The 13,441-nt window shown below is 71.8% G+C and carries 13 protein-coding genes; 7 read left to right on the top strand and 6 right to left on the bottom strand.

All coding sequences use genetic code 11. The features are described from left to right. Positions 1-51 precede the first annotated feature (51 nt). From WD250_01045 to WD250_01055, 3 genes are all read right to left on the bottom strand, one after another. The gene (locus WD250_01045; protein ID MEX2618779.1) at positions 52-1,056 is read right to left on the bottom strand and encodes a 2-oxoacid:ferredoxin oxidoreductase subunit beta; all 1,005 of its coding nucleotides are present in this window, start codon (positions 1,054-1,056) and stop codon (positions 52-54) included. Further along, positions 1,041-2,921 carry a 2-oxoacid:acceptor oxidoreductase subunit alpha gene (locus tag WD250_01050; GenBank protein MEX2618780.1) on the bottom strand — a complete coding sequence of 627 codons (1,881 nt, stop codon included), beginning with the start codon at positions 2,919-2,921 and terminating at the stop codon, positions 1,041-1,043. The genes WD250_01045 and WD250_01050 overlap by 16 nt, the downstream gene beginning before the upstream one ends. 379 nt (positions 2,922-3,300) lie before the next feature. Then, positions 3,301-3,438 (bottom strand): hypothetical protein, encoded by a 138-nt coding sequence (locus tag WD250_01055; GenBank protein ID MEX2618781.1) that lies wholly within the window; start codon positions 3,436-3,438, stop codon positions 3,301-3,303. A 129-nt stretch (positions 3,439-3,567) separates the two neighbouring features. On the opposite strand from WD250_01055, the gene WD250_01060 reads away from it, so the two are divergent. The 4 genes from WD250_01060 (at position 3,568) to WD250_01075 (ending at position 8,014) form a co-directional block, all read left to right on the top strand. Beyond that, on the top strand, positions 3,568-3,996 hold the full coding sequence (locus WD250_01060; protein ID MEX2618782.1) for a universal stress protein: 429 nt from the start codon (positions 3,568-3,570) through the stop codon (positions 3,994-3,996). 40 nt (positions 3,997-4,036) lie between these two features. Next, the gene (locus tag WD250_01065) at positions 4,037-4,933 is read left to right on the top strand and encodes a universal stress protein (GenBank protein MEX2618783.1); all 897 of its coding nucleotides are present in this window, start codon (positions 4,037-4,039) and stop codon (positions 4,931-4,933) included. 740 nt (positions 4,934-5,673) lie between these two features. Further along, the gene (locus tag WD250_01070; GenBank protein MEX2618784.1) at positions 5,674-7,191 is read left to right on the top strand and encodes a DASS family sodium-coupled anion symporter; all 1,518 of its coding nucleotides are present in this window, start codon (positions 5,674-5,676) and stop codon (positions 7,189-7,191) included. 382 nt (positions 7,192-7,573) lie between these two features. After that, entirely contained in the window at positions 7,574-8,014 is a 441-nt protein-coding gene (locus WD250_01075; GenBank protein ID MEX2618785.1) for a hypothetical protein, read from the top strand. A gap of 9 nt (positions 8,015-8,023) precedes the next feature. On the opposite strand, the gene ppdK is transcribed toward WD250_01075, so the two are convergent. Both ppdK and WD250_01085 read right to left on the bottom strand, forming a co-directional pair. Further along, positions 8,024-10,672 (bottom strand): pyruvate, phosphate dikinase, encoded by a 2,649-nt coding sequence (gene ppdK / locus WD250_01080; GenBank protein MEX2618786.1) that lies wholly within the window; start codon positions 10,670-10,672, stop codon positions 8,024-8,026. A gap of 185 nt (positions 10,673-10,857) precedes the next feature. Then, entirely contained in the window at positions 10,858-11,106 is a 249-nt protein-coding gene (locus WD250_01085; protein MEX2618787.1) for a hypothetical protein, read from the bottom strand. 305 nt (positions 11,107-11,411) lie between these two features. Here WD250_01085 and WD250_01090 point away from each other — a divergent pair, with 305 nt between their 5' ends. The 3 genes from WD250_01090 (at position 11,412) to WD250_01100 (ending at position 12,999) form a co-directional block, all read left to right on the top strand. After that, positions 11,412-11,849, top strand: a complete 438-nt coding sequence (locus WD250_01090; protein MEX2618788.1) for a CBS domain-containing protein — start codon at positions 11,412-11,414, stop codon at positions 11,847-11,849. Between the two features lie 126 nt (positions 11,850-11,975). After that, a complete protein-coding gene (locus WD250_01095; GenBank protein ID MEX2618789.1) occupies positions 11,976-12,560 on the top strand; it encodes a TlpA disulfide reductase family protein in 585 nt (194 codons plus the stop codon). Between the two features lie 79 nt (positions 12,561-12,639). Continuing rightward, positions 12,640-12,999, top strand: coding sequence for a disulfide bond formation protein B (locus WD250_01100; GenBank protein MEX2618790.1), 360 nt, complete (start codon positions 12,640-12,642; stop codon positions 12,997-12,999). A 17-nt stretch (positions 13,000-13,016) separates the two neighbouring features. Here WD250_01100 and WD250_01105 read toward each other — a convergent pair. Then, positions 13,017-13,441: S-layer homology domain-containing protein (locus tag WD250_01105; GenBank protein ID MEX2618791.1), on the bottom strand; the 425-nt coding region annotated here is incomplete at its 5' end.

The following is a 13,441-nucleotide window of genomic DNA, read 5'->3' on the forward strand; positions in this document are numbered from 1 at the left end:
GTCCGACAGGGAGAATAACACGCTTGTAGTCTTAAGTAAACGGTATTGGGGCTAGGCCCCGACCGTCCAGGTGTCCCCCTCGGCGAGCAGGGCCCCAAGGTCCCCCGTGCCGCGCAGCCCGACCGCCTCGTCGATCTGGCGCTGCAGCTCCGTACCGTAGACCGGGCGGGAGACCTGCCGGAACAGGCCGATGGGGGTCGGTCCCCTGGGGGTGTGCGACAGCCGCGAGAGCGCGAAGGCCAGCGACGGGTCCTCGCGGTGGGCGTCGTGGACGAGCAGCGCCCCCTCGTCGCCGTCCACCACGTCGACGATCTCCAGCTGGGCCTCGTCGCACAGGACGACGCCGTGCTCGCCGTGGTCGCCGAAGCGGATCGGCTCGCCGTGCTCCAAGCGGATCTGGTTCGCTCTGTTGCCGCGGACGGCGTCGAACGCGCCGTCGTTGAACACGTTGCAGTTCTGGTAGACCTCGACGAAGGACGTGCCCTTGTGGCGGGCAGCGGCCTCCAGCGTCGCGGCCAGGTGGGCCCGCTCGTTGTCGATCGACCGGGCCACGAACGTGGCCTCGGCGCCCAGGGCGACACTGACGGGATTGAACGGGTGGTCCAAGGAGCCGGCGGGGGTGGACTTTGTGACCTTGCCGACCTCGCTCGTCGGTGAGTACTGCCCCTTGGTCAGGCCGTAGACCTGGTTGTTGAACAGCACGATGGTCATGTTGGCGTTCCGCCGCAGCGCGTGGATCAGGTGGTTGCCCCCGATGGACAGGGCGTCGCCGTCGCCGGTGATGACGAACACCTGCAGGTCGGGCCGGGCGGAGGTGATCCCCGTGGCGATGGCCGGCGCCCGCCCGTGGATCCCGTGGAAGCCGTAGGTGTCCGTGTAGTAGGGCAACCGGGCGGCGCAGCCGATCCCCGACACGACGACGCACCGTTCCCGGGGCACCCCGAGCTCGGCGAGGACGCTGTGGATCGTCGCGAGGATCGCGTAGTCCCCGCATCCCGGACACCAGCGAACCTCCTGGTCGGACTTGAAGTCGGCCCGGGTCAGGGTGCGTGCCACGACTGCTCCTTCACGTGCTCGACGATCGCCTGCTCCAGCTCACCGGCGGTGAACGGCTGGCCCGTGACGTGGTTGTAGCCGCGGACGTCCACGAGGTAGCGGGCGCGCAGCAGCAGGGACAGCTGCCCCATGTTCATCTCCGGCACGAGCACGCGGTCGTAGGCCGCGAGGACCTCGCCGGTGTTCGACGGGAAGGGGTTGAGGTGGCGCAGGTGGGCACGGGCCACCGCCATCCCCCGCCGGCGCACCCGCCGGACCGCCGCCTCGATGGGGCCGCGGGAGGAGCCCCAGCCGAGGACGAGCACCCGGGGTGCGCCGTCCCCCTCGTCGACGGTGAGGGCCGGCAGGTCGTCGGCGATGCGATCGACCTTGGCCTGCCGGAGCAGGGTCATGCGGTGGTGGTTGTCGGGTTCGTAGGAGATGTTGCCCGAACCGTCCGCCTTCTCCAGGCCCCCGATGCGGTGCTCCAGACCGGTGACGCCGGGGATCGCCCACGGTCGGGCCAGCGTCCGGGGATCGCGCCGGAACGGCTGGAAGTCGCCGCTCTCGTCTGCGTTGGCGAAGTTCACGAGGACCGAGAGGTCCACCAGCCCGTCGATGTCGGGGATGAGCCACGGCTCCGCACCGTTGGCCAGGTAGCCGTCCGACAGCAGCATCACCGGGGTGCGGTAGGTGATGGCGATCCGTGCGGCCTCGACGGCGGCGTCGAAGCAGTCCCCCGGGGTGGCCGCGGCGATGATCGGCATCGGGGCCTCGCCGTTGCGTCCGAACATCGCCTGCAGGAGGTCGGTCTGCTCGGTCTTGGTCGGCAGACCCGTGGACGGACCGCCGCGCTGGATGTTCACCACGATCAGGGGCAGCTCGACGCTGACGGCCAGACCCAGCGTCTCGCTCTTCAGGGCGATGCCCGGGCCGGACGTCACCGTGGCGGCGAGGTGGCCGGCGAACGAGGCCCCGAGCGCGGCGCCCACCCCGGCGATCTCGTCCTCGGCCTGGAACGTGCGCACGCCGAAGCGCTTGTGCCGGGCGAGCTCCTCCAGCACGTCGCTCGCCGGGGTGATGGGGTAGCAGCCGAGGAACAGGGGCAGGCGGGCGCGTTCCGCGGCCGCCATCAGCCCGTAGGCCAGGGCGAGGTTCCCGGTGATCTGGCGGTAGCGGCCAGGGGGCATGTCCTTGGCCGGGGCGACCTCGTAGGCGTGTGCGAAGACCTCGGTGGTCTCGCCGAACGCGACGCCAGCCCGGAACACCGCGAGGTTGCCCTCGGCGACCGCCGGCCGGGAGGCGAACGTCGCGCGGATGCGCGCGATGATCGGCTCGGTGGGCCGGGAGTACATCCAGCACATCAACCCGAGGGCGAACATGTTCTTCGCGCGGTCCCGGTCCTTCTTGCCCAGGTCGGAGTCCACCAGGGTCTGCGGGGTCAGGCTGGTCAGCGGGATGGTGTGGACGCGGTAGCCCGCGAGGCTGCCGTCCTCGAGCGGGTTGGTGTCATAGCGGGCCTTCTTCAGGTTCGCCGGTGTGAAGGCGTCGGCGTTGACGATCAGGATGCCGCCCGGCGCGAGGCTGGCCAGGTTGGTCCGTAGCGCGGCGGGGTTCATGGCCACGAGCACGTCCGGCGCGTCGCCGGGGGTGAAGATGTCGTGGTCGGCGAACTGCAGCTGGAACCCCGACACGCCCGGGAGCGATCCGGCGGGGGCGCGGATCTCGGCGGGGAAGTCGGGCAGGGTGGCCAGGTCGTTGCCCGACAGCGCGGTCACAGAGGTGAACTGGTTGCCCGTGAGCTGCATCCCGTCACCGGAGTCGCCGGCGAAGCGGATCGTGACGGCATCGACCCGCTCGACCAGCATCTGGGGGTTCTGCTTCATGCCCTGCAGTGTGCGGGGGTGCGGCCGTCCGGGACAGGGCCCTTCGCCTCTGCGTCCGGGGACCTTCGCCCCTCGCCCCGGCGACCGTTCGAGGCCGGTGGACGAACAGTGGGTGCATCTTCGTCCTGCGATGTCGAGGTGGCGCTCAGGTGGGCTCCCTACCGTTGCCGTACGCCGCCCGCAAAGGACCCGCCCATGGACATCAGCCTCCAACATCCCGACCTCGCGGACTGGATGCGTGGCCGCGGAGCTCGACAGCTTTGACACGCGACACGCGGAACATCGTGCTCGGCCTGGGAGCCCACACACGCAGACCCGGCTTGGGGGGGATGGACCTGCCCGGCGTGTTCGACTACGCCACCCTCGTCGAGGACCTCGACTACGAGCCGCGGCGCGCCGTGGTGATCGGCGGTGGCAAGACCTCCCTGGAGTACGGGTCGTTCTTCCACGCCACCGGCTGCGACACGAGCATCGTGACGCGCGCGCCGAGCAGCAACGCGGCGGTGCGCACTACCATGCCCACATGGGCCACCGCATCGGCATGGCCGGACGGCACGGATGGGCAGGGGAGCCAGCATGCGCTTCGGGACCACGGTCCGCAGCGCCCGGGCTTGCGTGAGGAGAAGGGGTTGCCATGGATGGAATCGTGGTTGGCGTTGATGACTCACCCGGTGCGCAGCGGGCACTGGAATGGGCGCTCGCCGAGGCGGCGGTGCACCAGTGGACAGTGCGGCTGGTGCACGCCATCCCGCCGATCCAGAGCTTGTACCCGTACGGCATGGGGGAGATGGTCTGGCTGGACGACATCAACGAAGGGGCCGAGAAGGCCGCGCGAGAGCTGCTGGACGCAGCACTGGCCCAGGCGGGCGGGGCGCCCGCAGGCGTGGCCGTCGAGTACGTGACCAGATTCGCGCCCGCTGCCAACCTGCTCGTCGAAGAATCCCGGGGCAAGGCCCTGCTGGTCGTGGGTTCTCGTGGTCGCGGCGGGTTCACCGGCCTGTTGCTGGGGTCGGTGAGCCAGCAGGTCGCGCACCACGCCGACTGTCCGGTCGTGGTGATCCCCGCGGAGCGGTGACGCCGATGAGAGTGCCTGCGATGGTGCGAGGAGGCGGTGGGTGGTGTCTGTGATCGTGGTGGGCGTCGATGGCAGCAGCGGCTCGGTCGCCGCGCTGCGCTGGGCCGCGGCGGAAGCGCGGCGGCGCGGCGCCAGCCTCACCGCCGTCCACGCCTACATCCGTCCGCTGGTCTACACCGGCACCGACGCGGCCATGGCCGCGTTCGAGCCCGAGCGCCACGACCGGGCCGAGCAGGTGCTCGACCAGGCGCTGGAAGCAGAGGCCGACGCCATGACGGGCCTCGAGGTGCGCCGCGTGCTCCATGACGGGCAGGCGGCCCGGGCGTTGATCGAAGCAGCTGCCACGGCAGACCTGCTCGTCATCGGCACACACGGGGCGGGAGGCTTCGAGGGTCTGCTGCTCGGCTCGACAGCCGAGCACTGCGCGCGTCACGCGGCCTGCACGGTGGTGCTCGTCCCGGATCAGCCTGCCACGGACGGGGGGCGGATCGCCGTCGGCGTGGACGGCTCCATGCCGGCGCGAGCTGCCCTGGCCTGGGCGGTCGAGGAGGCGGCGCTGCGTGAGGTCGCCGTGGACGTCCTGAGCGTGTACGAGCCCTATCGGGCCCACGGCCCGTTCGGTGCGGAGTTCTTCGATGTCGCCTCGCCCGGTTGGCGGCGACGCCTCCACCAAGCCGCCGAAACGGCAGCGGCCGACGCCATCGCCGACCTTCCCACCCCACCAGTCACACCGACAGCGGTGCACGTCGAAGCCGGCCATCCGTCGGAGGTGTTGGTCGGGTGGTCACGACGCGCCGACCTCCTGGTCGTCGGCTCCCGGGGACGCGGCGGGTTCCACGGCCTGCTCCTCGGTTCGGTGACCCGTCAGGTCCTGCACCACTCCTCGTGCCCCGTCGCGGTGACACGGCCCCCCGCCAGCCCTGGATACAGTCCCTAGCCTGCCGCAGCAGGGGTGGCGGTACGCTCCAGCCCGAAGGGCGGCCCTCGTTGCGAGTCCCACGACGATGTCGAACAGGCCGCGGGGGTAGGTCGCGCGGAACAGCAGGACGATCCCGGCGACGAGGACGAGCACGCCGATCACGCCGCCGCCGGCACCGAACATCCATGGACCCCAGGTCTCGTTGCCGGTCTGCCACGCGACCCCGCCGCCGACGAGCAGGCCGATGATGAGGTAGTGGGGGATGGCCAGCAGCCACCACTTGACGAGCCACAGCCACCGCGACAGCGGTTCGTCCAGCCGGCCTTCGATCGCGACGGGGTACGCCCCGCGGGCGGCCGCTGTGGGAACCCCGGGTGCGGTCGCGCCGGGCGTCGCCGCGCCAGGAGGCGTGCTGCGCGCGCCGGCAGCCGCGGCGACGATCATCGCCGTGGCGGCGAGCAGGAGCACGAGGGCGCCGACCACGAGGCCGGTAGACGCAGTCGAGGGAGTGCCCACCGAGGTCGACCGGGGTCGGGACCTTCGGCCCTATGCGGTCACGCGCGTGTGCGCCATGGTCACGGTATGACCGCCGGATGCCGGGTGGAGCGGATCCAGGTGCGCCTTGTGACGTGGCGGCTCCTGGCGCGTTCTGCCCGCCCGCGCCGGCATTTCGGCGGGACGGTGCCGACGGTCGAGCTGACCCCTACCGAGCACGGACGCGCCGACGCTGCGACCCTGCGCACACCAGGTGATCAGCGGTGACCGGCGTCCAGGCGAGCCCCGTCCTGGCCCCGCCGAGCGGCACCGACCGCTTCGATCGCGGACGGCGCACCGTCGGCCTGATCGCGGGCCCAGTCGTGGCGCTCGCCGTCTACGCGAACGCGGGTGCGCTCGCGCCCGCCCAGCGGTCCCTGGCTGCGGTCATGGTCTTCGTCGTGATCTTCTGGGCGACTGAGCCGATCCCGATCCCGGTGACCGCACTGCTGGGCTTGGCGCTGGCGTCCGTAGCCGGCGTTGCACCGCCGCCGGAAGTGTTCGGTGCGTTCTCCTCACCGGTGATCTTCTTGTTCATCGGCAGCTTCATCATCGCGCGGGCGATGACCATCCACGGCCTGGACCGCCGTTTCGCCTTCCGGGTCCTGAGCCTTCCCGGTGTCGCACAGTCGACGTACCGCATCGTCGTCGCCTTCGGGGTGTGCGCCGCGCTGCTGTCCTCGGTGATCTCCAACACCGCGGCCGTCGCGATGCTCCTGCCCATCGCCGTCGGGGTCCTGCGGGCCATCTCCGAGCTCCTCCCCGCGAACCTGCGCGGTGGCCCACGGCTGCGGCTGGGCACCGCCCTGATGCTCATGACCGCCTACGGGGCGAGCGTGGGCGGCCTGCTGACCCCCATCGGCAGTCCGGCCAACCTGATCGGGCGGGAGTTCATCGCCGAGCTCACCGGGGTGGAGATCAGCTTCTTCGGCTGGATGCTGATGACCCTGCCGATCGTGGTGGCCATGTTCGCCGTCCTGAGCGTGGTCCTGCTGCTCCTCAACCGGCCGGAGGTCCGCCGCCTCGAGGGAGCCACCGAGTATATCCGCGGGGAGCGCTCGGCACTCGGTCCGCTCACTCGTGCTGAGCGCAACACCCTGCTGGCGTTCGCGGTTGCGGTCACCCTGTGGGTCCTGCCCGGGATCGTCGGGTTGCTCGTGGGCGAGTCGTCGTCGGTCGCGACCCTGCTGGGGGAGCGGGCCGACGAGGGCACGGTCGCGATCCTCGCCGCCGCCCTGCTGTTCCTGCTGCCGGTTGACTGGCCACAACGGCGGTTCACCCTGAGCTGGGAGCAGGCCGTGCGCATCGACTGGGGGACGGTGCTGCTGTTCGGCTCCGGGATCGCGCTCGGCACGTTGCTGTCCGACACCGGCTTGGCCGGCCGGCTGGGGGGATCGCTGGCCACGTCCCTCGGCATGACGAGCCTGATCACCCTCACGGCGTCGGCCGCGCTGGCTGCCGTGCTCCTGTCGGAGACCACGAGCAACACCGCTGCGGTGGGCATCGTGGTCCCCATCCTCATCCCCGTCGCTCAGGCTGCCGGCGTCGACCCGCTCATCCCCGCACTGGCCGCCGTGTTCGGCGCCTCCTACGGGTTCATGCTGCCCGTCTCCACCCCCCCCAACGCGATCGTCTACGCATCAGGCATGGTGCCCATCACGCGCATGCTGCGATCCGGGGCCGCCTTCGACGTCGCCGGTGTCCTGCTCATCACCGCCGGACTGCTGCTCCTCGGACGGTGACCAGGGCACCGAACCTCGATGACCGCCCGACGCGGTGCCGCGGGGCGGTGATCGCCTACTCGGCCGGCCAGCTCCCGGCCGAGCTCCTCGACCAGAGGGGGGTTGACACGTGCGCGGGTCAGTGGCCACGCCCGAGCCTGAGGAGCGCCTGGGTGGGCTCACGCAGGCAACGGAGCCGTCCCCGGGCGCTCCTCGTCCAACCGACTGGGCGCCCTCACCGTCGAGGAGGCGGAGAAGGGCGCGTAGGCAGTCGGTGGTCGTGATTGGCCCAGCCCGCCGGTGCCCTGCCGGGAGCACCCGCGCCACCGGTTGCGCACAGCCGTTGGACCCGCACGAGGGTGACCTTCGGCACTGCACGCGCGAGCCCGGGCTCACTCAGCACATGAGCGTGGACGCCGTCGAGGTCGGTGCCGCACCGGCGACGCTCGGCAGCGACGTCGGCCTGCTCGTCGTCGGCGGCCCGACCCACGCTTTCGGGCTGAGCCGGGCGACCACCCGGGCGGACGCCATGGTGAAGGCCACGCGTCCACTGATCTCACGTGGCATCGGTATCCGCGAGTGGATGGCCGCGGTCGGGGCCGCGTCGCCGGGGGTCGCCGCCGCCGCATTCGACACCCGCATCGACAAGCCGCGGGTGCCTGGCTCGGCTGCGCGGGGGGCCGCGAAGCGGCTACGCCACCTCGGCTTCCGACTGGCGTGCCCAGCGGCAAGCTACTTCGTCACCGACACGGCAGGACCGCTCGTGCCGGGGGAGGTGGAGCGCGCGCGGGACTGGGGGGAGAAGCTCGCCCTCGACCTCGCTCTCGCCAAACCAGCGCCCTAGGAGCCGGCGTCAGGCCCCTGCAGCGTGCGTTGGGGCGCCCAGCGCGGCGTGGGCTGCGGCGAGCCGGGCGACGGGCACCCGCAGCGGTGAGCACGACACGTAGTCGATGCCGGCGTCGTGGCACAGGGCGATCGATGGTGGGTCACCGCCGTGCTCGCCGCAGATCCCCAGGTGCAGGTCGGGGCGAACCGCCCGCCCCTCGTCGACCGCGAGCCGGACCAGCCGGCCCACACCCGTGGGGTCCAACGTGCGGAAGGGGTCCACCTCGAGCAGCCCCCGCTCGAGGTAGGTCGCCATGATCCGCGCCTCCACGTCGTCGCGGGAGAACCCGAACGTCATCTGCGTCAGGTCGTTCGTGCCGAACGAGAAGAACTCCGCGGTCCGGGCGAACTGGTCCGCGCGCAGGGCGGCGCGCGGCGTCTCGATCATCGTGCCGATCCGGTAGGTGATCGTCACGCCGGCGTCGCGCACCACCTCCTCGGCGGTCTCGCGGATCCACCCCGCGACGAGGTCGAGCTCCCGGGCGGTGACGGTGAGCGGGACCATGATCTCCACGTGGGGCGCTCCGCCGGCGCGCTCGACCTCCACCGCCGCTTCGACGAGCGCGCGGGTCTGCATCCGGTAGAGGCCGGGCTTGATCACGCCGAGCCGGCAGCCGCGCGTGCCGAGCATGGGGTTGACCTCGCTCCAGTGCTGCGCGGCAGCGAGGAGGCGGTGTCCGTCGGCGTCGAGCTCGCCCTTGGCGTCGGCGACCAGCAGCTCGGTGACGTCGGGCAGGAACTCGTTGAGGGGCGGGTCGAGGAGGCGCACGGTGATCGGCAGCCCCTCCATCGCCTGCAGCAAGGCGACGAAGTCGGAGCGTTGGGCCTCGCCGAGCGCGTCGAGTGCTGCCTGCTCCGCGGCGTCGGTCTCGGCCAGGATCATGCGCTGCACGAGCGGCAGACGGTCCCCGAGGAACATGTGCTCGGTGCGGCACAGCCCGATGCCTTCCGCGCCGAGCTCGCGGGCCCTCACCGCGTCCTCGGGCAGGTCGGCGTTGGCGCGCACCCCGAGGCGTCTGAACCCGTCGGCCCACCCGAGGAGGGTCGCGAACGCGCCCGTCGGCTCGGGGGTCACGAGTGGGACGGCGCCAAGCGCGACCTCGCCGGTGGTGCCATCGATGGAGATCACATCGCCCTCGCTGACGGTCACCTCCCCCACGGTGAAGACCCGGTCGTCGGGGTCGACGCTCACCGCACCTGCGCCGCACACGGCCGGCTTGCCCATACCGCGGGCCACAACGGCGGCGTGGCTGACCAGGCCGCCCCGCGACGTGAGCACCCCTTGGGCGGCGATCATGCCGTGCAGGTCGTCGGGTGCCGTCTCGGCGCGCACCAGGATGACATCCTGCCCGTCGGCGACGCGCGCCTCGGCGTCGTCGGCGGTGAAGACCACCGCGCCGACGGCGGCGCCCGGGGAGGCGTTCAAGCCGGTGGTGAGCACGTCGTAGGAGGCGTCGGGGGAGAAGCTTGGGTGCAGCAGGCGCTCGAGCTGTGCGGGGGTGACCCGCAGCACGGCCTCGCGCCGGTTGATCAATCCCTCGCCCACCATGTCGACTGCCATGCGAAAAGCGGCGTGGGCGGTGCGCTTGCCCACCCGGGTCTGCAGGATGTACAGGCGGCCCTGCTCGATCGTGAACTCGATGTCGCACATGTCGGCGTAGTGCGCCTCGAGGGTGGCGAACACGTCGCTGAGCTGCGCGGCGCAGTCGGGGAAGTCGGTGGCCAGCTCGTCGAGGTTGCGGGTGAGGCGGATGCCCGCGACGACGTCCTCACCTTGCGCGCGGGGCAGCCAGTCCCCGTAGGGCCGCGCCTCGCCGGTCGCCGGGTTGCGGGTGAAGGCCACGCCGGTGCCGCTGGCCTCCCCGAGGTTGCCGAAGACCATCTGCTGCACGTTGACCGCCGTGCCGAGGTCGTCGGCGATGCCCTCCATGCGCCGGTAGTCGCGCGCACGTCGGCCGTTCCACGAGCCGAACACGGCCTCGACGGCGCGCCGCAGCTGCTCATCGGGATCCTGGGGGAAGGGCTCGCCAGCCTCGCGCTCGATGATCGCGGCGAAGTCCGCGGTCAGCTCGGCGAGCACCTCGGCGGGCAGGACGGCCTCCTCCGCCCCCGACGGCTCGACCCGCCGGGCCAGTGCGTCCTCGAACAGGGAACCGTCAACCCCGAACACGACCTTGCCGTACAGCTGGACCAGGCGCCGGTAGGCGTCGAAGGCGAACCGCCGGTCCCCGCTCGCCCTGGCCAGCCCCTCGACGGTGGCGTCGTTCAGGCCCAGGTTGAGGACCGTGTCCATCATCCCTGGCATGGAGAACGGCGCACCCGACCGCACGGAGACCAGCAGCGGGTCAGCAGGGTCGCCCAGCCGGCGGCCCGCGCCGGTCTGGAGATCCACCAGCGCCGCGTCCAGCTCCTCCCACAGCGCGTCGGGCACCGCACCGGTGGCGAGGAAGGCCCGGCAGGCCTCGGTGGTGATGATGAACCCTGGCGGTACTGGCAGCCCCAGACGGGTCATCTCCGCGAGGTTCGCGCCCTTGCCGCCCAGCAGGTCGCGTTGGGAGCGATCGCCGGCGGAGAACCGAACGATCCATCGCGGCGGGCTCGCGGGTGCACCGGTCATCGTGTCTCCGTCGGTCGAGGTCGGGCGGGTGGGTCGGGCATTCCCCGGCATGACGTGGAGGATGCGTCGGCGGCGGGCCGTGGTCCAGGGTTCTGGCCGCTTCGGCGCTGGCGGGGCTGCATGGAGCACCTTGACGAGGAGCACGGCCGCGGTGCCCCCGAGCAGGAGGAACCCGCTGATGGGTCCTACGACTTCTGCTGTGGTGAAGGTGATCCCGCGATCTGCGCGATGGTCTGCGCGATGATGGCTGGGGTGAGGGCCACGAGCAGCGTCAGCAGCGGGACGGCGAGGACGGCGCCCAGGGCGACGCGACCGCGCAGCAGAAGGGCGCCGGCGAGGATCGTCGCCGGCACGATGATCGCGATGTCCAGCGCGTCGGTGACCGGCGTGGTGGCACCGCCGAGCAGCCGTGGCGGGTTGCCCTGCCCCAGCATCGCGCCGTGCCAGCACGCGCGGAAGGGTCGAATGGGCCCGCTCAGGGGGATCAGTGGCCCCCCAGGGCGGGCCCTCTGGCGCTATCGGGCCGACGGCCGCCGCGCCCTGCGCCCCTGGGCTCCGGGGACCCGCGGGCAGTACGTCCGGAGCTTGGCTGCAGAGATCACCGGCCGCCGCGTCATGTGACGGTCGGGCCGGTCCGGGGGTCCCGGCCGCACGGGGCCGTTCGGCCCTGCAGGGCCGTTGGCGACGCGAGATGCTTGCCAAGAGCAGGTGCATGTGCCCCACAAGGAGGAGGTGCGCGGTGGCCGTGCGCGAGTGGATGACCAGCGACCCCGTCACGGTGACCCCGTCCGACCGGGTCGCCGAGGCCCGCCAGTTGATGCACCGGTACGGCATCCGACACCTACCCGTCGTCGAGGACGACGGCCGCCTCGTCGGCATCGTGAGCGACCGCGACGTGCGCATCGACGAGGCCGCCCTCGCCCGGATGACCGCCGTCAGCATCGCCGTGCTGGCCGAGGCCGTCGGCGACGAACGCTCGATCGAGGCGGTCATGTCGGCTTCCCCGCACGTGATCCACGTCGACGAGCCAGTCGAAGCCGCCGCCCGGCTGATGCTGTCCCGGCGCGTCAGCGCCCTGCCCGTGATCGACGACGACCACACGCTGGTCGGCGTGATCACGTCCACCGACTGCCTGCTCGCCTCGCTCAGCCGCCAGGACGTGGGAGGGACCGCCTGATGCGCCTCGACGTGCGTCTGGCCCGTGCCGCTCTCACCGCGTGACCGCTGCTCCCGACCGAGACCACACCGACAGAAGGCGGCATTCGTGACCACGGCAACGCGTCGCCCGGGACGATCCACGGGGGTGGTGATCGCAGCGGTCGTCGGCCTGGTGGTGGTCGCCGGAGGCCTCGCGCTCCTGCTCTCCCCCGACGAGACGGACGAGGGCGCGGCACCCAGCACCGCCCCGGTCGAGGTCAGCGGTACGGACCTGCCACCCTTCTCGAACGGCCCCGACGCCGCCATCGGGACCGACGCGCCCACCGTGTCCGGCCAGGGGCTCGACAGCGCGGCCCTCACCATCGGTGGCGGCGGAGAGCCCGCTGCCGTGGTCTTCCTGGCCCACTGGTGCCCCCACTGCCGAGAGGAGGTTCCGGCCGTGCAGGAGTGGCTCGACGATGGGGGGCTGCCCGAGGGGGTGCACCTGTACGGGGTCGCCACCGGCACCGACGCCGCCCGCCCGAACTTCCCGCCCACTGACTGGCTCGCCGACGAGGGGTGGACGCCGTCCACCCTGCTCGACGACGACGCGAGCCGGGCGGGGCAGGCCTATGGCCTCACGGGCTACCCGTACTGGGTGCTGCTCGACGGTGACGGGCGCGTCGCGGGGCGCCACGTCGGCGCCCTCCCGGTCGACCAGCTCGAGCAGTCGCTGTCCGCGCTGCGGTAGAGGCTCCGCATGACGACGCCGACAGTCACGCTCTTCCTCTCCCTGCTGACGCTCGGCGCGGGTGCCGTGGTGGCGACGGGTGTCGCCCTGGCGGTCGGCCGCCGGCCTCACCCCCTGCACGCTGTGCTGGTATCAGCGGATCGCGATGTATCCCCTGGCGGTGATGCTGCCCCTCGCTGCGTGGAAACGGGACCCGGGCGTCGCCCGGTACGCGTACGCGCTGACCGCCGTCGGTGCGGTCATCTCGGCGTACCACTACCAGCTCGAGTGGTTCCCGCAGCAGGCCGCGGTGGCTTGCTCGGCCGCGGTGCCGTGCACGGCGGTGTGGTTCCGGACGTTCGGTTTCGTCTCGCTGCCGTTCATGGCGCTGACGGGTTTCGCGGCTATCGCGACGCTCCTGCTGGCACGCCGCCTCCCGGACGATCCTCCCGCCGCTTGACCGGTGGTTGACCCGGGTCAGACGAGGTTCATGGTGCGGGCGAGGAAGGATGCCATCTCTGCTCGGGTGACGCCTTGGTTGGGGCAGTAGCGGTTGTTGCTGCAGCCGCGGGTGATGTCGGCTTGGGCGATGGCGTTGATGGCGGTGCGGTGTTGTGAGGTGGCGATGTCGGTGAAGGTGTCGCTGGGGCGGCTGAGCAGGCCGCTGGGGGGGTCGGGCAGGGACCAGGCGCGTTGCAGGAACGTGGCCATCTGGCCTCTGCTGACCGGGTGGTTGGGGCAGAAGCGGTCGTTGCCGCAGCCGCCGGTGATGCCGGCGGCGGCCAGGGCGTTGATCGCGGCGGCGTGGGGGGAGCCGGCGACGTCGGTGAAGTGGCTGCGGGAGGTGGTGGGCAGGTTGCGCGCTCGGGTGAGCAGCGCGGCCATCTGCGCGCGGGTGATCT

The organism is Egibacteraceae bacterium (assembly GCA_040905805.1).
Lineage (GTDB): Bacteria > Actinomycetota > Nitriliruptoria > Euzebyales > Egibacteraceae > DATLGH01.

What these genes read in the sequence shown, in the direction of transcription:
- WD250_01050 (MEX2618780.1), bottom strand. Translation starts at nt 2,921, where the DNA reads ATGAAGCAGAACCCCCAGATGCTGGTCGAGCGGGTCGATGCCGTCACG.
- WD250_01055 (MEX2618781.1), bottom strand. Translation starts at nt 3,438, where the DNA reads ATGGTAGTGCGCACCGCCGCGTTGCTGCTCGGCGCGCGCGTCACGATG.
- WD250_01075 (MEX2618785.1), top strand. Translation starts at nt 7,574, where the DNA reads ATGAGCGTGGACGCCGTCGAGGTCGGTGCCGCACCGGCGACGCTCGGC.
- ppdK (MEX2618786.1), bottom strand. Translation starts at nt 10,672, where the DNA reads ATGACCGGTGCACCCGCGAGCCCGCCGCGATGGATCGTTCGGTTCTCC.
- WD250_01085 (MEX2618787.1), bottom strand. Translation starts at nt 11,106, where the DNA reads ATGCTGGGGCAGGGCAACCCGCCACGGCTGCTCGGCGGTGCCACCACG.